The sequence below is a fragment of the Streptomyces rapamycinicus NRRL 5491 genome, assembly GCF_024298965.1.
GTDB classification, from domain to species: domain Bacteria; phylum Actinomycetota; class Actinomycetes; order Streptomycetales; family Streptomycetaceae; genus Streptomyces; species Streptomyces rapamycinicus.
Map to the genome: position 1 here is coordinate 7,638,035 of NZ_CP085193.1, position 22,274 is coordinate 7,660,308.

The following is a 22,274-nucleotide window of genomic DNA, read 5'->3' on the forward strand; positions in this document are numbered from 1 at the left end:
CACCTCAGCACCGCGGGGACGGCGTAATGGCGACGGCGAACGAAGAGAAGTACCTCGACTACCTCAAGCGGGCCACCACCGACCTGCGCGAGGCGCGGCGGCGGCTGCGCGAGGTCGAGGAGCGCGAGCAGGAGCCCATCGCCATCGTGGCGATGAGCTGCCGCTACCCCGGCGGGGTCAGCACCCCCGAGGAGCTGTGGCAGCTCGTCGCCCGCGGCGGTGACGCCGCCACGCCGTACCCCACCAACCGCGGCTGGGCCACCGACGTCCTCTTCGAACCGGACCCGGACAGCGACCAGGAGCCGTACGTCCACGAGGGCGGATTCCTCCACGACGCGGCCGACTTCGACCCCGCGTTCTTCGGCATCTCGCCGCGCGAGGCCCTGGCCATGGACCCGCAGCAGCGGCTGCTGCTGGAGACCTCCTGGGAGGCGTTCGAGCGCGCGGGCATCGACCCGACCACCCTCCAGGGCAGCCAGACCGGTGTGTTCGCGGGCGTGATGTACCACGACTACGCCTCCCGGCTGTTCTCCGCTCCCGAGGACGTCGAGGGCTTCCTCGGCAACGGCAGCTCCGGCTCCATCGCCTCCGGCCGCGTCGCCTACACCTTCGGCCTGGAGGGGCCGGCCGTCACCATCGACACGGCCTGCTCCTCCTCCCTGGTCGCCCTGCACTTCGCCGCCCAGGCGCTGCGCCGCCGGGAGTGCTCGCTGGCGCTGGCCGGTGGTGTCACGGTCATGTCCACCCCCGGCACCTTCAGCGAGTTCAGCCGCCAGCGCGGACTCGCGGCGGACGGCCGCTGCAAGTCGTTCGCGGCGGCGGCGGACGGCACCGGGTGGGGCGAGGGCGCGGGCATGCTGCTGCTGGAGCGGCTCTCCGACGCCCGCGCCAACGGCCACCAGGTACTCGCCGTCGTCCGCGGCAGCGCCATCAACCAGGACGGCGCCAGCAGCGGACTGACCGCGCCCAACGGCCCCTCGCAGCAGCGCGTCATCCGCCAGGCCCTGGCCGCCGCCCGGCTCGCCCCCGGCCAGATCGACGTGGTCGAGGCCCACGGCACGGGCACCACCCTCGGCGACCCCATCGAGGCGCAGGCCCTGCTCGCCACGTACGGGCGCAACCACAGCGAGGACCAGCCGCTGTGGCTGGGCTCCATCAAGTCCAACATCGGTCACACCCAGGCCGCCGCCGGTGTCGCGGGCATCATCAAGATGGTCATGGCGATGCGCCACGGGGTGCTTCCACGGACCCTGCACGTCGACCAGCCCACCCCCAACGTCGACTGGTCGGCGGGCGCCGTCTCGCTGCTGACGGAGGGCCGCGCCTGGCCCGACACCGGGCAGCCGCGCCGGGCCGCGGTGTCCTCGTTCGGCATCAGCGGCACCAACGCGCACACCATCCTGGAGCAGGCGCCGGAGCCGGAGGAGGCGGAAGCCGCGAAGACGGCTGACGACGCCCCCGCCGAAACCCGCGCCGCCACCGCGCTGCCGCTGTGGACCGTGGCCGCCAAGAGCCGCCCCGCGCTGCGCGCCCAGGCCGCCAACCTGCGCGCCCACCTTGAGGCCAACCCCGAACTCCGCCTCACCGACGTCGGCTTCTCACTGGCCATCGGCCGGGCCGCCTTCGAGTACCGGGCGGCGATCGTCGCCGACGACCGCGAGGGCCTGATACGGGCCCTCGACGCGCTGTCCCGAGAGGAGCCCGCGACCGGGCTGGTCGAGGGCAAGGTCGCCGGCGGCAAGGTGGCGTTCCTGTTTACGGGGCAGGGGAGTCAGCGGCTGGGGATGGGGCGTGAGTTGTATGGCGCCTATCCGGTGTTCGCGGAGGCGTTGGATGAGGTGTGTGCGGAGCTGGATCCGCATCTTGAGCGGCCGTTGAGGACGGTGCTGTTCGGGGAGGACGCCGAGGCGCTGGACCAGACCGGGTTCACTCAGCCTGCGTTGTTCGCGGTTGAGGTGGCGTTGTTCCGGTTGGTTTCGGAGGCGTGGGGTCTGCGGCCCGATTTCCTTTCCGGGCATTCGATTGGTGAGTTGGCTGCCGCGCATGTGGCGGGTGTGTTGTCGCTGGCGGATGCGGCGCGGTTGGTGGCTGCGCGTGGGCGTTTGATGCAGGAGCTTCCGGTCGGTGGCGCGATGGTCGCGGTGCAGGCGTCGGAGGACGAGGTGGCGCCGCTGCTGACGGAGCGGGTGTCGATCGCGGCGCTCAATGGGCCGTCGTCGGTGGTCATCGCGGGTGATGAGGACGCGGCTCTGGAGATCGCTTCCGGTTTCGAGGCGCGGGGTCGTAAGACCAAGCGGCTCACCGTGAGCCATGCGTTCCATTCGCCGCGTATGGACGGGATGCTGGAGGCGTTCCGCGAGGTGGCGCAGGGGCTGTCGTACGAGGCTCCGAAGATTCCGATCGTGTCGAATCTGACCGGTGGCGTGGTGTCCGCCGAGGAGATCACGACTCCCGACTTCTGGGTGCGCCATGTCCGCGAGGCCGTCCGCTTCCTCGACGGCGTACGGACGTTGGAGGAGCGCAACGTCACGACGTTCGTGGAGCTGGGCCCGGACGGTGTGCTCACCGCGATGGCCCAGGACTCCCTGACCCGCGACGACGCCACCCTTGTGTCCGCGCTGCGCTCCGGCCGCCCGGAGCTCCAGAGCCTGGCCACCGCCGTCGCCGGGGCGCATGTGCACGGTGTCTCCCCGGACTGGGCCGCCGTGTTCGCCGGGACCGACACGGCCCGCACCGACCTCCCGCTCTACCCCTTCCAGCGCGAGACCTACTGGCTCGACACCGGCTACTGGGCGGGCGACATGGCGTCCGCCGGGCTCGGCGTGGCCGACCATCCGCTGCTGGGCGCGGCGGTGGCACTCGCCGACTCCGACGGCTTCCTCTACACCGGCCGGCTCGCCCTGGACACCCATCCGTGGCTGGCCGATCACGCGGTGGCGGGCTCGGTGCTGTTGCCCGGTACGGCCTTCGTGGAGCTGGCGATACGCGCCGGTGACCAGGTCGGTTGCGATCTGCTGGAGGAGCTGACGCTGGAGGCGCCGCTGGTGCTTCCCGAGGCGGGCGGTGTCCAGCTCCAGCTCTCGGTGGGCGCGCCCGACGGTTCGGGGCGGCGCTCGCTGACGGTGTACTCGCGCTCCGAGGACGCGGCGGTCGACGAGCCGTGGATGCGGCATGCGTCGGGCGTGCTGGGCTCGGGCGCGCCGACGGCGCCGTTCGACCTGGCGGCGTGGCCCCCGGCGGGGGCGTCTGCGCTACCGGTCGAGGGTCTGTACGAGGGTCTGGCCGAGGCCGGGCTGGTGTACGGCCCGGTGTTCCGGGGGCTGACGTCGGCCTGGCGGCTCGATGGTGAGGTCTATGCGGAGCTGGAGCTGCCGGAGGGCGCGCGGTCTGAGGCGGGTGCGTTTGGTCTGCATCCGGCGCTGTTGGACTCCGCGCTGCATGCGGTGGGGTTGGGCGGTCTGATCGAGGGCGAGGTCGGTGCTCGGCTGCCGTTTTCGTGGTCCGGGGTGTCGTTGCATGCGGTGGGTGCTTCGGTGTTGCGGGTGCGGTTGTCGGCTGCTGGTGCGGGTGCGGTGTCGCTCGCGGTGGCCGATGGTGCGGGGCGTGCGGTGCTGTCGGTGGATTCGCTGGTGTTGCGGCCGGTGTCGGTGGAGCAGATCCGGGGTGCGCGGGGTGGTCGTCAGGAGTCGCTGTACCGGCTTGACTGGGCTGAGGTGTCCGCTCAGGGTGGGGCAGGGCGCTGGGCGTTGCTTGGGTCCGACGCCTTGGGGTTGGCGTCGTCTGGGCAGCGGTTCGAGACGTACGCCGATCTGGAGGCGTTGGCTGCGGCGGTGGAGTCGGGTGCCAGTGTGCTGCCGGATGATGTGGTGGTCGCCCTGTCCGCGGGCCTTCCGGGGTTTGGGGACGGGGGTGCTGGGGCGGAAGCTGCCGCTGGTGCGGCTTCGCATGTTGGCTCGGGTGGGGCAAATCAAGCCCGTCCGGCGTTTGAGGACACGCCCGAAGGGCGTCCGGGGTCCTGGGGCTTGCTCAGCCACGCGGCGGAGCCGCATGTCGATGCTGTGGGAAGGGGCGGGGCTGGGGAATGCTCCTCACCCGCCGACACGGCGCACCGCGCTACCGCCCAGGCGCTGGGCCTGCTGCAGCAGTGGCTGGCGGATGACCGCTTCGCAAACTCGCGTCTGGTCGTCCTGACCTCGGGTGCGGTGGGTGCCGGTGCGGATGAGCCGGTGGCCGATCTGGCCCATGCGGCCGTCTGGGGCCTGGTGCGCTCGGCCGAGTCGGAGAACCCGGGCCGGTTCGTCCTGGTGGACGTCGATGGCGGCGCCGATTCGCTGGCGGCGGTGCCGGACGCGCTGGCGTCGGGCGAGCCGCAGGTGGCCGTACGGGAGGGGGTGCTGCGGGCACCGCGTCTGGCGCGGGCCGCCGCCACGGGCTCCGAGGACGACGCGCCGGAGTTCGATGCCGAGGGCACGGTGCTGGTGACCGGTGCGAGTGGCACGCTGGGTGCGCTGTTCGCTCGCCATCTGGTGGTGGAGCGTGGCGTGCGGCATCTGCTGCTGGTGAGCCGTCGTGGCGGCGAGGCTCCCGGCGCGGCCGAACTCACCTCTGAACTGGTCGAGTTGGGTGCGAGCGTGCGCTGGGCGGCGTGTGATGTCGCCGATCGTGACGCGCTGGCCGAGGTGCTGGCGGGGATTCCGGCGGAGCATCCGCTGATGGGCGTGGTGCACACGGCCGGTGTGCTGGATGACGGTGTGATCGGTTCGCTCACCCCCGAGCGCATGGCCGGGGTGCTGCGTCCGAAGGTGGACGCGGCGTGGAATCTGCATGAGCTGACCCGCGACCTGGACCTGTCGGCGTTCGTGCTCTTCTCCTCCGCCGCCGGTGTCTTCGGCGCCGCCGGCCAGGGCAACTACGCCGCCGCCAACGCCTACGTGGACGCGCTCGCCCAGCACCGTACGGCGCTCGGCCTGCCCGGCACCTCGCTGGCCTGGGGCCTGTGGGCCGCCGAATCCGGCGGTATGGCCGGTGAGCTGGACCAGGCCGATATGTCCCGGATGAGCCGGGGCGGTGTCGCCGCGCTCGCCACCGACGAGGGCAAGGAGCTGTTCGACGCGGCCGGACGGGCGGGCGAGGCGCTGCTCGTCCCGGTGCGTCTCGACCTGGCGGCGGCACGGGCCGAGGCGGCGGCCACCGGTGTGGTGGCGCCGCTGATGTCCGGGCTGGTGCGGGTCCCGGCGCGGCGTACGGCCGAGGGCTCCGCCGGAACGGACGCCCTGGCGCAGCGGCTTGCCCGCCTGACCGCGCCCGAGCAGTTGGAGACGCTGCTGGAGCTGGTCCGTACCCAGGTCGCGGCCGTCCTGGGCTATGCCACCGCCGACTCCGTGGACCCCGATCGGGCCTTCCGCGACCTGGGCTTCGACTCGCTGACCGCTGTCGAACTGCGCAACCGAATGAACGCGGTCACCGGGATGCGGCTCCCCGCCACCCTGGTCTTCGACTATCCGACCTCCCTCGTCCTGGCCGAACACCTCCGGGACGAACTGGCGGGCACTCGCGCCCAGTCGGGCCTGCCGGTGTCGACCGTGGGCGCCCTCGCCGATGAGCCGATCGCCATCGTGGGCATGAGCTGCCGCTTCCCGGGCGGGGTGCGCACCCCCGAGGACCTGTGGCGGCTGCTGTCCTCCGGCCAGGACGCGATCTCCGGCTTCCCCGTGGACCGTGGCTGGGACCTGGACGCGCTCTACCATCCGGACCCGGAGCACCCCGGGACCTCGTACACCCGCGAGGGCGGTTTCCTCCACGGCGCCGCCGACTTCGACCCCACCTTCTTCGGAATCTCGCCGCGCGAGGCCGTCGCCACCGATCCGCAGCAGCGGCTGCTGCTGGAGACGTCGTGGGAGGCGTTCGAGCGGGCTGGCATCGACCCGGCCACGCTGCGCGGCAGCCGTACCGGTGTGTTCGCGGGCGTCATGTACCACGACTACGCCACGCTCGTGGAGCAGGCCCCCGACGGCGGTGGCGAGGGCGCGATCGGCTCCGGCAGCACGGGCTCCATCGCCTCCGGCCGTGTCGCCTACGCGCTCGGCCTGGAAGGCCCGGCGGTCACCGTGGACACGGCGTGCTCGTCGTCGCTGGTGGCGCTGCACTGGGCGATGCAGGCGCTGCGCTCGGGCGAGTGCACGATGGCGCTGGCCGGTGGTGTCACTGTGATGGCGACCCCCGGCACGTTCGTCGGCTTCAGCCGCCAGGGCGGTCTGTCCGCCGACGGCCGCTGCAAGGCGTTCTCGGCGGACGCGGACGGCACGGGCTGGGCCGAGGGCGCGGGCATGCTGCTGGTCGAGCGGCTGTCGGACGCGCGCAGGAACGGCCACCCGGTGCTGGCGGTGGTGCGCGGCAGCGCCGTGAACCAGGACGGTGCGTCCAATGGCCTGACGGCGCCGAACGGCCCGTCCCAGCAGCGCGTCATCCGGCAGGCGCTGGCCGCCGCCGGGCTGTCGGTCGGCGATGTGGACGCGGTCGAGGCGCACGGCACGGGCACGACCCTGGGCGACCCGATCGAGGCGCAGGCGCTGCTGGCCACGTACGGCCAGGAGCGGGACGCCGAGCGGCCGTTGCTGCTGGGCTCCATCAAGTCCAACATGGGCCACACGCAGGCCGCCGCCGGTGTCGCGGGCATCATGAAGATGGTCCTCGCCATGCGGCACGGGGTGCTTCCGCAGACCCTGCACGCGGACGAGCCGTCGCCGCATGTGGACTGGTCGGCGGGGGCCGTTTCGCTGCTGAGCGAGCGGGTGGAGTGGCCGGAGACCGGCCGTCCGCGCCGCGCCGGTGTGTCGTCGTTCGGCATCAGCGGCACCAATGTGCACACGATCATCGAGCAGGCACCGGCGGTGGAGGCTGCGGAGGCGCCTTCGAGCGCTGTGGCTCCGGGTGTGGTGCCGTGGGTGCTCTCGGGGCGGAGCGCGGGTGCGCTGCGTGCTCAGGCGGAGCGGTTGATCGCGCATGTGGTGGCGCAGGGCGAGCTGCGGCCGGTGGATGTGGGCTTCTCGCTGGCGACCGGGCGGTCGGCCTTCGATCACCGTGCGGTGGTGGTGGCTGAGGACCGGGATGGGCTGCTGGCTGGGCTGGGTGCGCTGGCTGAGGGCCGTGGTGCGCCGGGTGTGGTCGAGGGCTCGGTGGCCGGTGGCAAGGTGGCGTTCCTGTTCACGGGGCAGGGGAGTCAGCGGTTGGGGATGGGGCGTGAGTTGTATGGCGCCTATCCGGTGTTCGCGGATGCGTTGGATGAGGTGTGTGCGGAGCTGGACGCGCACCTTGAGCGGCCGTTGCGGGATGTGTTGTTCGGGGATGACGCGGCGGTACTGGATCAGACGGGGTTCACTCAGCCTGCGTTGTTCGCGGTTGAGGTGGCGTTGTTCCGGTTGGTTTCGGAGGCGTGGGGGCTGCGGCCCGATTTCCTTTCCGGGCATTCGATTGGTGAGTTGGCCGCCGCGCATGTGGCGGGTGTGCTCTCGCTCGCGGACGCGGCGCGGTTGGTGGCGGCGCGTGGGCGGTTGATGCAGGAGTTGCCCACCGGTGGCGCGATGATCGCGGTGCAGGCGTCGGAGGACGAGGTACTGCCGCTGCTCACCGATGGCGTGAGCATCGCCGCCCTCAACGGGCCCGCGTCCGTGGTCATCGCGGGTGACCAGGACGAGGCTGCCTCGATCGCTGCCTCGTTTGAGACACGGGGCCGTAAGACCAAGCGGCTCACGGTCAGCCACGCGTTCCACTCGCCGCGCATGGACGGGATGCTGGACGCGTTCCGTGAGGTCGCGGAGGGCCTGTCGTACGAGGCGCCGCGCATCCCGATCGTGTCCAACCTGACGGGTGAGCTGGTCTCCGCCGAGGAGATCACGACTGCCGACTTCTGGGTGCGCCATGTCCGCGAGGCCGTTCGCTTCCTTGACGGCGCGCGGGCCCTGGAAGCCCAGGGCGTCTCCACGTTCGTGGAGCTGGGCCCGGACGGTGTGCTCACCGCGATGGCGCAGGAGTGTGTGACCGGTGAGGACGCCGCGTTCGTCTCAGCCCTGCGCAACGGCAGGGCCGAGGCCGAGACGCTGACGAAGGCCCTCGCGCGCGCCCATGTGCGCGGTGTGGCGGTGGACTGGGCGGCCGTCTTCGCCGGTACGGGCGCGGCTCGGGTGGAGCTGCCGACGTACGCCTTCCAGTACGCGCGCTACTGGCCCGAGCTTCCGGCCACCGTGGGCGGTACGGCAGGGCTGGGTCTCGCCACCGTCGACCATCCGCTGGTCGGGGCCGCCGTGCCGCTGGCCGGTGGCGAGGGGCTGCTGCTCACGGGCCGACTGGGACTCGACACACATCCGTGGCTGCTGGATCACGCCGTGATGGGCTCGGTGCTGTTGCCGGGTACGGCCTTCGTGGAGCTGGCGGTTCGGGCCGGTGACCAGGTCGGTTGTGACAAGGTTGAGGAGCTGACGCTGGAGGCGCCGCTGGTGCTTCCGGAGGTGGGTGGTGTTCAGCTTCAGCTGTCGGTGGGTGCGCCGGACGGCTCCGGCCGTCGTGCGTTCGAGGTGTACTCGCGGTTCGAGGACGCGGCCGCCGATGAGGCGTGGCTGCGTCATGCCTCGGGTGCGCTCGTGGAGGGTGCGCCGGCGGCCTCGTTCGACCTGGGCGTATGGCCTCCTGCGGGTGCGACACCGGTCGCGCTCGACGGTCTGTATGAGGGCATGGCAGGCCTGGGGCTGGCCTATGGCCCGGTGTTCCGGGGGCTGAGGTCCGCGTGGCGGCTCGATGGTGAGGTCTATGCGGAGCTGGAGCTGCCGGAGGGCGGGCGGTCTGAGGCGGGTGCGTTTGGTCTGCATCCGGCGCTGTTGGACTCCGCGCTGCATGCGGTGGGGTTGGGCGGTCTGATCGAGGGTGAGGGTGCTCGGCTGCCGTTTTCGTGGTCCGGGGTGTCGTTGCATGCGGTGGGTGCTTCGGTGTTGCGGGTGCGGTTGTCGGCTGCTGGTGCGGGTGCGGTGTCGCTCGCGGTGGCCGATGGTGCGGGGCGTGCGGTGCTGTCGGTGGATTCGCTGGTGTTGCGGCCGGTGTCGGTGGAGCAGATCCGGGGTGCGCGGGGTGGTCGTCAGGAGTCGCTGTACCGGCTTGACTGGGCTGAGGTGTCCGCTCAGGGTGGGGCAGGGCGCTGGGCGTTGCTTGGGTCCGACGCCTTGGGGTTGGCGTCGTCTGGGCAGCGGTTCGACACGTACGCCGATCTGGAGGCGTTGGCTGCGGCGGTGGAGTCGGGTGCCAGTGTGCTGCCGGATGATGTGGTGGTCGCCCTGTCCGCGGGCCTTCCGGGGTTTGGGGACGGGGGTGCTGGGGCGGAAGCTGCCGCTGGTGCGGCTTCGCATGTTGGCTCGGGTGGGGCAAATCAAGCCCGTCCGGCGTTTGAGGACACGCCCGAAGGGCGTCCGGGGTCCTGGGGCTTGCTCAGCCACGCGGCGGAGCCGCATGTCGATGCTGTGGGAAGGGGCGGGGCTGGGGAATGCTCCTCACCCGCCGACACGGCGCACCGCGCTACCGCCCAGGCGCTGGGCCTGCTGCAGCAGTGGCTGGCGGATGACCGCTTCGCAAACTCGCGTCTGGTCGTCCTGACCTCGGGTGCGGTGGGTGCCGGTGCGGATGAGCCGGTGGCCGATCTGGCCCATGCGGCCGTCTGGGGCCTGGTGCGCTCGGCCGAGTCGGAGAACCCGGGCCGGTTCGTCCTGGTGGACGTCGATGGCGGCGCCGATTCGCTGGCGGCGGTGCCGGACGCGCTGGCGTCGGGCGAGCCGCAGGTGGCCGTACGGGAGGGGGTGCTGCGGGCACCGCGTCTGGCGCGGGCCGTCACCACGGGCTCCGAGGACGACGCGCCGGAGTTCGATGCCGAGGGCACGGTGCTGGTGACCGGTGCGAGTGGCACGCTGGGTGCGCTGTTCGCTCGCCATCTGGTGGTGGAGCGTGGCGTGCGGCATCTGCTGCTGGTGAGCCGTCGTGGCGGCGAGGCTCTCGGCGCGGCCGAACTCACCTCTGAACTGGTCGAGTTGGGTGCGAGCGTGCGCTGGGCGGCGTGTGATGTCGCCGATCGTGACGCGCTGGCCGAGGTGCTGGCGGGGATTCCGGCGGAGCATCCGCTGATGGGCGTGGTGCACACGGCCGGTGTGCTGGATGACGGTGTGATCGGTTCGCTCACCCCCGAGCGCATGGCCGGGGTGCTGCGTCCGAAGGTGGACGCGGCGTGGAATCTGCATAAGCTGACCCGCGACCTGGACCTGTCGGCGTTCGTGCTCTTCTCCTCCGCCGCCGGTGTCTTCGGCGCCGCCGGCCAGGGCAACTACGCCGCCGCCAACGCCTTCCTGGACGCGCTGGCCCAGCACCGTACGGCGCTCGGCCTGCCCGGCACCTCGCTGGCCTGGGGCCTGTGGGCCGACTCCAGTGCGATGACCGGGGAGCTGGACGACGCGGATGTGTCCCGGATGAGCCGGGGCGGCGTTCTCGCGCTCTCCGCGACGGAGGGTCTGGAGCTGTTCGACGTCGCCGGCCGCCTCGGCCAGGCGGTGCTGGTGCCGATGTCGCTGGACATGGCCGCGCTCCGGGCGCAGGCGGGCAGCGGTGCGCTGGCGCCGCTGTTCCGTGGGCTGGTGCGGGTTCCGGCGCGGCGTGCGGCGGAGGGTGCGGCGGCGTCGGGTGTGCTGGCGCGGCGGCTCGCCGGGCTGGGCGAGGCCGAGCAACTCGATGTGCTGCTGGACCTGGTCCGTATGAACGTCGCGACGGTGCTCGGATACGCCGGTCCGGAGACGGTCGAGCCCGACCGCTCCTTCCGTGAGCTGGGTTTTGACTCGCTGACGGCGGTGGAGTTGCGGAATGCGCTGGGTGCGGTGAGTGAGCTTCGGCTACCCGCGACGCTGGTGTTTGACTATCCGACGCCTGTGGTGTTGGCGGAGTTCCTGCGTGCGGAGGTTGTGGGGGCTGCGGCTGCGGTGGCTGGTCCGGTGGTGGTGTCGGCCGTCGATGACGAGCCGATTGCGATCGTGGGTCTGGGTTGCCGTTATCCGGGTGGGGTGGAGTCTCCGGAGGATCTGTGGCGGTTGGTCATGGAGGGCCGGGACGCGATCTCCGAGTTCCCCGCCGACCGTGGCTGGAACCTCTCGGCGCTCTACCACGAGGACCCGGACCACGGCGGAACGAGCTACGCCCGCGAGGGCGGCTTCGTGGAGGACGCCGGTCACTTCGACTCGAACTTCTTCGGGATTTCGCCGCGTGAGGCGCTGGCGATGGATCCGCAGCAGCGGTTGCTGTTGGAGACGTCGTGGGAGGCGTTCGAGCGGGCCGGGATCGATCCGGGTGTGCTGCGCGGCAGCCGTACCGGTGTCTTCGCGGGCGTCATGTACCACGACTACGCCTCGCTGCTGGAGCGAGTGCCCGAGGGCGTCGAAGGCTTCCTCGGTACGGGTAATGCGGCGAGTGTGATTTCGGGGCGGTTGGCGTACACGTTTGGTCTTGAGGGGCCGACGATCACGGTGGATACGGCGTGTTCGTCGTCGTTGGTGGCGTTGCATCTGGCGGTGCAGGCGTTGCGGAGTGGTGAGTGTTCGCTGGCGTTGGCTGGTGGTGTGACGGTGATGGCGACTCCGGCGCCGTTTGTGGAGTTCAGTCGTCAGCGTGGGTTGGCTGCTGATGGGCGGTGCAAGGCGTTCTCGGCGGGTGCGGATGGCACGGGGTGGTCCGAGGGTGCGGGCATGCTGCTGGTGGAGCGGTTGTCGGATGCGCGGAGGAACGGGCATCCGGTGCTGGCGGTGGTGCGGGGTAGTGCCATTAATCAGGATGGTGCGTCGAATGGTTTGACGGCGCCGAATGGTCCCTCGCAGCAGCGGGTGATTCGTCAGGCGTTGGCGAATGCGGGTCTGTCGGCGTCCGAGGTGGACGCGGTGGAGGCGCATGGCACGGGCACCAGTCTTGGTGACCCGATCGAGGCGCAGGCGCTTATGGCCACCTACGGTCAGGAGCGTGATGGGGAGCGGCCGTTGCTGTTGGGTTCCATCAAGTCGAACATGGGGCATACGCAGGCCGCTGCTGGTGTGGCGGGCATCATCAAGATGGTGCAGGCGATGCGGCATGGTGTGTTGCCGCGTACGTTGCATGCGCAGGAGCCGTCGCCGCATATTGACTGGTCTGCGGGTGCGGTGTCGTTGTTGCGGGAGTCGGTGGCGTGGCCGGAGTCCGGTCGTCCCCGGCGGGCTGCGATCTCGTCGTTCGGCTTCAGTGGCACCAACGCGCACACGATCATCGAGCAGGCCCCGGTCAGCGAGGACGAGGCCCCGCGTGAGGTGGCGACGGATCCTGGTGTGACGTCGTGGCCGCTGTCGGCGAAGACCGCCGACGCGCTGCGTGCGCAGGCCGGGCGGCTCCGTTCCTACCTGGACGAGCGGCCGGAGCTCGCACCGGCCGACCTCGGCTACTCGCTCGCGACCACGCGCGCCGTGCTGGACCACCGCGCGGTTCTGGTGGCCGATGACCGCGAGGGCTTCCTGCGCGGTCTGGACGCCCTGGCACGCGGCGAGTCCGGCGCGGAGGTGATCCAGGGGTCGGCCGAGGGCGGCAAGGTGGCGTTCCTGTTCACCGGCCAGGGCAGCCAGCGGCTCGGCATGGGGCGTGAGCTGTACGACGCCTATCCGGTGTTCGCCGAGGCGTTGGACGCGGTCTGCGATGAGCTGGACGGGCACCTTGAGCGGCCGTTGAAGGACGTCCTGTTCGGGGATGACGCCGAGGCACTGGACCGGACGGGGTTCACCCAGCCCGCGCTGTTCGCCGTCGAGGTGGCGCTGTTCCGGCTGGTGCGGTCGTGGGGTCTGAAGGCGGACTTCCTCTCCGGCCACTCCATCGGTGAGCTGGCCGCCGCCCATGCGGCGGGTGTGCTGTCGCTCGCGGATGCCGCGAAGTTGGTGGCCGCGCGTGGCCGTCTGATGCAGGAGCTGCCCGCCGGTGGCGCGATGATCGCCGTCCAGGCGTCCGAGGACGAGGTGACGCCGCTGCTCACCGAGCGTGTCTCGATCGCCGCGCTCAACGGGCCCGCGTCCGTGGTCATCGCGGGCGATGAGGACGCGGCGCTGGAGATCGCTTCCGGTTTCGAGGCGCAGGGCCGTAAGACCAAGCGGCTCACCGTCAGCCACGCGTTCCACTCCCCGCGCATGGACGGGATGCTGGAGGCGTTCCGCGAGGTGGCCGAGGGGTTGTCGTACGAGGCCCCGCGCGTCCCGATCGTCTCCAACCTCACCGGGAACGTGGTCTCCGCCGAGGAGATCACCAGCCCCGGCTTCTGGGTCCGCCACGTTCGTGAGGCCGTCCGCTTCCTCGACGGTGTCCGGACGATGGAAGCCCAGGGCGTCACCACCTACCTCGAACTCGGCCCCGACGGTGTCCTCACCGCCATGGCCCAGGAATGCGTCACCGACGCCGACGCGGCCGCCTTCGCCACCGCGCTGCGGGCCGGTCGGCCCGAGGCGCGGGTGGTCCACGCCGCCGTGGCACGGGCGTACGTCCGTGGCGCGGCCGTGGACTGGGCGGCGGTCTTCGCCGGTACGGGCGCGGCTCGGGTCGAGCTGACCGATCTGCCGACGTACGCCTTCCAGCGTCGCCGGTACTGGCCGCAGGCGTCGGCTTATGGCGTCGGTGGCACGGTGGGGCTCGGGCTGGCCGCCGTGGACCATCCGCTCGTGGGGGCCGCCGTACCGCTCGCGGGCGGCGACGGTGTGCTGCTGACCGGGCGGATCTCGGCGCAGACGCATCCGTGGCTGCTGGATCACGCCGTGATGGGCTCGGTGCTGTTGCCGGGTACGGCCTTCGTGGAGCTGGCGGTTCGGGCCGGTGACCAGGTCGGTTGTGACCAGGTTGAGGAGCTGACGCTGGAGGCGCCGCTGGTGCTTCCGGAGGTGGGTGGTGTTCAGCTTCAGCTGTCGGTGGGTGCGCCGGACGGCTCCGGCCGTCGTGCGTTCGAGGTGTACTCGCGGTTCGAGGACGCGGCCGCCGATGAGGCGTGGCTGCGTCATGCCTCGGGTGCGCTCGTGGAGGGTGCGCCGGCGGCCTCGTTCGACCTGGGCGTATGGCCTCCTGCGGGTGCGACACCGGTCACGCTCGACGGTCTGTATGAGGGCATGGCGGGCCTGGGGCTCGCTTACGGCCCGGTGTTCCGGGGGCTGAGGTCCGCGTGGCGGCTCGATGGTGAGGTCTATGCCGAGCTGGAGCTGCCGGAGGACGGGCAGTCCGAGGCCGGGTTGTTCGGCCTGCATCCGGCGCTGCTGGACTCTGCGCTGCACGCGGTCGGACTCGGTGGCCTGATCGAGGGCGAGGCCGGGGCTCGGCTGCCGTTTTCGTGGTCCGGGGTGTCGTTGCATGCGGTGGGTGCTTCGGTGTTGCGGGTGCGGTTGTCGGCGGCCGGTACGGACGCGGTGTCGCTCGCGGTGGCCGATGGTGCGGGGCGGGCGGTGCTGTCGGTGGATTCGCTGGTGTTGCGGCCGGTGTCGGTGGAGCAGATCCGGGGTGCGCGGGGTGGTCGTCAGGAGTCGCTGTACCGGCTCGATTGGGCTGAGGTGTCCGCTCAGGGCGGGGCAGGGCGCTGGGCGCTGTTGGGGTCCGACGCCTTCGGGTTGGCGTCGTCTGGGCAGCGGTTCGACGCCTACGCCGATTTGGACGCGTTGGCCACGGCGGTCGAGTCCGGTGCCGCGCTGCCGGATGACGTGGTGGTCGCCCTGTCCCCGAGCCTCGCGGCACCGCACGCCGCTGCGGCAAATCGAGCCCGTCCGGCGTTTGAGGACACGCCCGAAGGGCGTCCGGGGTCCTGGGGCTTGCTCAGCCACGCGGCGGAGCCGCATATCGATGCTGTGGGAAGGGGCGGGACTGGGGAAAGCACCTCTCCCACCGACACGGCGCACCGCGCCACCGGCGAGGCGCTGGAGCTGGTCCAGGCGTGGCTGGCGGACGAACGGTTCGCGGATGCGCGCCTGGTCGTCCTGACCTCTGGTGCCGTGGCTGCCGGTACGGACGAGCCGGTGGCCGATCTGGCCCATGCGGCCGTCTGGGGCCTGGTGCGCTCCGCCGAGTCGGAGAACCCGGGCCGGTTCGTCCTGGTGGACGTCGACGGCGGCGCCGATTCGCTGGCGGCGGTGCCGGACGCGCTGGCGTCGGGCGAGCCGCAGGTGGCCGTACGGGACGGGGCGCTGCGGGCGCCGCGTCTGGCGCGGGCCGCCGTGGACACCGAGCAGCCGCTCGATGTCGACGCCGAGGGAACGGTGCTGGTCACGGGTGCCAGTGGCACGCTGGGCGGTCTGCTGGCGCGGCATCTGGTCGTGGAGCGTGGCGTACGGCAGCTGCTGCTGGTCAGCCGGCGTGGCGACCAGGCGCCGGACGCTGACGAACTCATCGCTGAACTGGCCGAGTTGGGCGCCGAGGCGCACTGGGCGGCCTGCGATGTGGCGGACCGGGACGCGCTCGCCGCGACCCTCGCCGCCATCCCCGCCGAACATCCGCTCACGGCGGTCGTGCACACGGCCGGTGTGCTGGATGACGGTGTGATCGGTTCGCTCACCCCCGAGCGCATGGCCGGGGTGCTGCGTCCGAAGGTGGACGCGGCGTGGAATCTGCATGAGCTGACCCGCGAGCTGGACCTGTCGGCGTTCGTGCTGTTCTCTTCGGCCGCCGGTGTGTTCGGCAATGCGGGTCAGGGCAACTATGCCGCCGCCAATGCCTACCTGGACGCGCTGGCCCAGCACCGTACGGCGCTCGGCCTGCCCGGCACCTCGCTGGCCTGGGGCCTGTGGGCCGACTCCAGCGGGATGACCGGGGAGCTGGACGAGGCCGATGTGTCCCGGATGAGCCGGGGTGGCGTCGTGGCGCTCTCGGCCACCGAGGGTCTGGAGCTGTTCGACGCCGCGTACCGCACGGACGAGGCGCTGCTCGTGCCCGTACGGCTGGACCTGGCCGTGATGCGCGCCGAGGCGGCGGCGACCGGTGTGGTGGCGCCGCTGCTGCGTGGGCTGGTGCGGGTTCCGGCGCGGCGTGCGGCGGAGGGTGCGGCCGCGTCGGGTGTGCTGGCGCGGCGGCTCGCCGGGCTGGGCGAGGCCGAGCAGCTCGACGCCCTGTTGGAGCTCGTCCGTACGCAGGTCGCGGCCGTACTCGGCCATGACTCGCTGGACACCGTCGAACCGCATCGTTCCTTCCGTGAGCTGGGTTTTGACTCGCTGACGGCGGTGGAGTTGCGGAATGCGCTGGGTGCGGTGAGTGAGCTTCGGCTGCCCGCGACGCTGGTGTTTGACTATCCGACGCCTGTGGTGTTGGCGGAGTTCCTGCGTGCGGAGGTTGTGGGGGCTGCGGCTGCGGTGGCTGGTCCGGTGGTGGTGTCGGCCGCTGATGATGAGCCGATTGCGATCGTGGGTCTGGGTTGCCGTTATCCGGGTGGGGTGGAGACTCCGGAGGATCTGTGGCGGTTGGTCATGGAGGGCCGGGACGCGATCTCCGAGTTCCCCGCCGACCGTGGCTGGGATCTGGACGGGCTCTACCACCCGGACCCCGACCACCCGGGCACCTCGTACTCCCGCGAGGGCGGCTTCGTCGACCGGGCGGGCCACTTCGACTCGGCGTTCTTCGGGATCTCGCCGCGTGAGGCCCTCGCCATGGATCCGCAGCAGCGGTTGCTGTTGGAGACGTCGTGGGAGGCGTTCGAGCGGGCGGGCATCGATCCGGGTGTGCTGCGCGGCAGCCGTACGGGCGTGTTCGCCGGTGTGATGTACCACGACTACGCCTCCTCGCTGCCGGCGCTTCCGGAGGGCGTGGAGGGGTTCGTCGGTACGGGTAATGCGGCGAGTGTGATTTCGGGGCGGTTGGCGTACACGTTTGGTCTTGAGGGGCCGACGATCACGGTGGATACGGCGTGTTCGTCGTCGTTGGTGGCGTTGCATCTGGCGGTGCAGGCGTTGCGGAGTGGTGAGTGTTCGCTGGCGTTGGCTGGTGGTGTGACGGTGATGGCGACTCCGGCGCCGTTTGTGGAGTTCAGTCGTCAGCGTGGGTTGGCTGCTGATGGGCGGTGCAAGGCGTTCTCGGCGGGTGCGGATGGCACGGGGTGGTCCGAGGGTGCGGGCATGCTGCTGGTGGAGCGGTTGTCGGATGCGCGGAGGAACGGGCATCCGGTGCTGGCGGTGGTGCGGGGTAGTGCCATTAATCAGGATGGTGCGTCGAATGGTCTGACGGCGCCGAATGGTCCCTCGCAGCAGCGGGTGATTCGTCAGGCGTTGGCGAATGCGGGTCTGTCGGCGTCCGAGGTGGACGCGGTGGAGGCGCATGGCACGGGCACCAGTCTTGGTGACCCGATCGAGGCGCAGGCGCTTATGGCCACCTACGGTCAGGAGCGTGAGGCGGGGCGGCCGTTGCTGTTGGGTTCCATCAAGTCGAACATGGGGCATACGCAGGCCGCTGCTGGTGTGGCGGGCATCATCAAGATGGTGCAGGCGATGCGGCATGGTGTGTTGCCGCGTACGTTGCATGCGCAGGAGCCGTCGCCGCATATTGACTGGTCTGCGGGTGCGGTGTCGTTGTTGCGGGAGTCGGTGGCGTGGCCGGAGTCCGGTCGTCCCCGGCGGGCTGCGATCTCGTCGTTCGGCTTCAGTGGCACCAACGCGCACACGATCATCGAGCAGGCCCCCGAGGCCGAACCGGCGGAGCCCCCCACGGCCCCGGTCGCCCAGCCGTCCGTTCTGCCGTGGCTGCTCTCCGGCAAGAGCGCGGACGCGCTGCGCGCCCAGGCTGGGCGGCTGCTCGCCGATCTCGACCGGCGGTCCGACGTCTCGCTCACCGACCTCGGCTACTCGCTCGCGACCACGCGCGCCGCGCTGGACCACCGCGCGGTCGTGGTCGGCGCGGACCGCGCCGGGCTGGTCGCGGGCCTGGAGGCGTTGGCGGGCGGCGAGTCGGCGGCCGGTCTCACGCAGGGCTCGGTGGCGGATGGCAAGGTGGCGTTCCTGTTCACCGGCCAGGGCAGCCAGCGGCTCGGCATGGGGCGTGAGCTGTACGACGCCTATCCGGTGTTCGCGGAGGCGTTGGACGCGGTGTGTGCTGAGCTGGACGGGCACCTTGAGCGGCCGTTGAAGGACGTCCTGTTCGGGGATGACGCCGAGGCACTGGACCGGACGGGGTTCACCCAGCCCGCGCTGTTCGCCGTCGAGGTGGCGCTGTTCCGGCTGGTGCGGTCGTGGGGTCTGAAGGCGGACTTCCTCTCCGGCCACTCCATCGGTGAGCTGGCCGCCGCCCATGTGGCGGGTGTGTTCTCGCTGGCGGATGCCGCGAAGCTGGTTGCCGCGCGTGGACGGTTGATGCAGGAGCTGCCCACCGGTGGCGCGATGATCGCCGTCCAGGCGTCCGAGGACGAGGTGACGCCGCTGCTCACCGAGCGTGTCTCGATCGCCGCGCTCAACGGGCCCGCGTCCGTGGTCATCGCGGGCGATGAGGACGCGGCGCTGGAGATCGCTTCCGGTTTCGAGGCGCAGGGTCGTAAGACCAAGCGGCTCACGGTCAGCCACGCGTTCCACTCGCCCCGCATGGACGGCATGTTGGACGCCTTCCGCAAGGTGGCCGAGGGGTTGTCGTACGAGGCCCCGCGCATTCCGATCGTCTCCAACCTCACGGGGGACGTGGTCTCCGCCGAGGAGATCACCAGCCCCGGCTTCTGGGTCCGCCACGTTCGTGAGGCCGTCCGCTTCCTCGACGGTGTCCGGACGATGGAAGCCCAGGGCGTCACCACCTACCTCGAACTCGGCCCCGACGGTGTCCTCACCGCCATGGCCCAGGAATGCGTCACCGACGCCGACGCGGCCGCCTTCGCCACCGCGCTGCGGGCCGGTCGGCCCGAGGCCGAGGCGCTGACCGCCGCCGTCGCGCGGGCTCACGTCCGTGGTGTGGCGTTGGACTGGAGGGCGTTCTTCGCGGGGACCGGTGCCCAGCGCACCGAGCTGCCCACGTACCCCTTCCAGCGCGAGCGCTACTGGCTGGAGGCTCCCGCCGGGACCATTGGCGATGTGGCCTCGGCCGGTCTGGGCGCGGCCGATCATCCGCTGCTGGGCGCGGCGGTGGATCTGCCCGACTCCGAGGGGGTCCTCTTCACCGGTCGGCTCTCGCTCCGTACCCACCCCTGGCTGGCCGACCACGCCGTCATGGACACCGTGCTGCTGCCCGGTACGGCCCTGGTCGAGCTGGCGGTTCGGGCCGGTGACCAGGTCGGCTGCGATCTGCTGGACGAGTTGACCCTCGAAGCGCCGCTGACCCTGCCGGAGCGCGGCGGGGTGCAGTTGCGGGTCGCCGTGGATGAGCCCGACGGCCCCGGCCCCGACGGGCGGCGCGCGCTGACCGTCTACTCGCGGCTGGAGGACGCCACCGACGAGCCGTGGATCCGGCACGCCTCCGGTGTGCTCACGGTCTCCGGTTCCACGGCCGGTTCCACGGCCGGTTCCACGGCCGGTGCCCCGGTGGAATGGCCTCCGGCCGCCGATACAGCCTCCACCGCCGACCTCGAACCCCTCGACGTGGACGGGCTGTACGACGGCTTCGCCGCGCTCGGCCTCGCCTACGGCCCGGTGTTCCAGGGCCTGCGCAAGGCGTGGCGGCGCGGGGACGAAGTGTTCGCCGAGGTGGCGCTCGACGAGGACCGGCAGGGCGAGGCCCGTGTGTACGGGCTGCATCCGGCGCTGCTGGACGCCGCGCTGCACACGGTGGCCCTCGGCGGGTTCTTCCCGGCCGAGGAGGCGGGCCGGGCGCGGCTGCCGTTCTCGTGGGACGCCGTACGGCTGCACGCGGTCGGTGCGACCGCGCTGCGGGTACGGGTCTCCCCGGCCGGGCACGGTGCGGTGGCGCTGGAGATCAGCGATGAGGCCGGTGCCCCGGTGGCGTCGGTCGGTTCGCTGGCGCTGCGGCCGCTGGACGCCGAGCAGTTCGCGGGCGCCCGTACCGCACACCACGAGGCGCTGTTCCGCGTCGACTGGGCCGCGCTGCCCACGCATGCGGCACCGCAGCGGCCGGAGGACACCGCGCTGTGGGCCGTCCTGGACGGCTTCGGCGGCGGCGATCTGAAGCTCACGGCCGCGCTGACGGACGCGGACACCGGTATCGAGGCCGAGACGTACGCGGGGCTTCCCGCGCTCGCCGAGGCGGTGGATGCCGAGGGGATCGCGCCCGATGTGGTGCTGGTGCCGTGCCTGCCCGACCTGGGCACGCCCGGGGACATCGCGGGTGCCGCGCACACCGTCGTCCGGCGGACGCTGGGGCTGGTCCAGGAGTGGCTCGCGGATGAGCGGTTCGCCGACTCCCGGCTGGTCCTGCTCACCCGTGGCGCCGTGGCCGTGGCCGTGACCACGGGCGACGACGCGGGGGCCGAAGCGGCCGAGGGTGCCGAGGGTGCCGAGGGCGTGGACGACCTGACGCACGCCGCCGCCTGGGGCCTGGTGCGCTCGGCGCAGGCCGAGCACCCGGGCCGGTTCGTCCTGGTCGACGTCCAGGGCGACATCGACCTCCACGGCGCCCTGGCCCGTGGCGTCCCCACGCACGGCGACCCGGCCACCGGCGTCCCCACGCACGGCATTCCGGCCCCCGGCGACCCGGCCCCCGGCGACTCGGCCCCCGGCGACCCGGCCACCGGCGACAAGGCCACCGGTATCCCGGCCACCGGCACCCCGGCCACCGGCATCCCGCACCACGGCTGGCTCCCCGCCCTCGTGGCGGCGCTGCGGACCGACGAGCCGCAGCTCGCCGTGCGCGCCGGGGTCCTCCACGCGCCGCGCCTCGCGCGGGTGGCGGCCCTGGACGAGGCGGCCGTGCCCGGCCTTGACCCGGCGGGCACCGTGCTGGTCACCGGCGCGTCCGGCACCCTGGGCGGGGTGCTGGCCCGCCATCTGGTGACCGGGCGCGGCGCCCGGAGGCTGCTGCTGACCAGCCGCCGGGGCGCGGAGGCGGCGGGCGCCGTCGAACTGGCCGCCGAGCTGGGCGCGTTGGGCGCCGAGGTCACCTGGGCGGCGTGTGACGCGGCCGACCGCACCGCCCTGGCCGAGGTCATCGCGTCCGTCCCCGTCGACCACCCCCTCACCGCCGTGGTCCACGCGGCGGGTGTGCTCGACGACGGGATCATCGAGTCCCTCACCCCCGAGCGCGTCGACCACGTCCTGCGCCCGAAGGTGGACGCGGCCTGGAACCTGCACGAGCTCACCCGGGACCTCGACCTGTCGGCGTTCGTGCTGTTCTCCTCCGCGGCCGGTGTCTTCGGCAACCCGGGGCAGGGCAACTACGCGGCGGCCAACACCTTCCTGGACGCCCTCGCCCAGCACCGCCGCGCAGGCGGCCTGCCCGCCGTCTCCCTGGCCTGGGGCCTGTGGGAGGACGAGGGCGGTATGGCCGCGACCCTCGCGACCGCCGACCGGCAGCGGATGAGCCGCGGCAGCATGGGCGCGCTGAGCAACGCCGAGGGCCTGGCCCTGTTCGACGTGTCGGGCCTGGCCGGACACCCGGTGCTGATCCCCGCCGCCCTGGACATCGCCGCCCTGCGCGCCCAGTCCACGGCCGGGGTCGCCCCGCTGCTGCGCGGGCTGATCCGTACCCCCGTACGGCGGGCCGCGGCCGGTGGCGGCGGCGGGGCGGACGAGGCGGCGAGCCTCGCCGAGCGGCTCGCGGGCATGTCCGCGGCCGAACGGGACCGCTTCCTGCTCAACCTGGTCTGCGGTCAGGTGGCCACCGTGCTCGGCTACGGCAGCGCGGCGGCGATCGAACCCGGCGCGGCCTTCAAGGAGCTGGGCTTCGACTCGCTCACCGCCGTCGAACTCCGCAACCGGCTCGGCGCGGCCACCGGCCTCCGGCTGCCCGCCACGCTGATCTTCGACTACCCGACCCCCGACGCCCTGGCCGGCCATCTGCGCGCGGAACTCCCGCACGGGGACGGCGGCGGCCCGTCCGTGTTCGGCGAACTCGACCGGCTGGAAGCCGCCCTGTCCGTGGCCGCGGACGACAGCGTCACCCGCTCCAGGATCACCATGCGCCTCCAGGCGCTCCTGGCGAAGTGGAACGACGCCCAGGACGCGACCGGCGACGGCGACACCGACGACCACGACCTCGAATCCGCGACCGACGATGAGCTCTTCGACCTGCTCGACGACGAACTCGGCTCCTCCTGAACGGGAGCGTTCTGAACACATGGAACCCATGAGCACCACCTCCCCCTTCGCAAGGAGCCG

The 22,274-nt window shown here is 72.0% G+C and carries 1 protein-coding gene; it reads left to right on the forward strand.

The window, feature by feature from the left end; translation table 11 throughout:
* The first annotated feature begins 26 nt into the window (after positions 1 to 26).
* Positions 27 to 22,214 (forward strand): type I polyketide synthase, encoded by a 22,188-nt coding sequence (locus tag LIV37_RS31980; RefSeq protein ID WP_121824267.1) that lies wholly within the window; start codon positions 27 to 29, stop codon positions 22,212 to 22,214.
* Positions 22,215 to 22,274 lie beyond the last annotated feature (60 nt).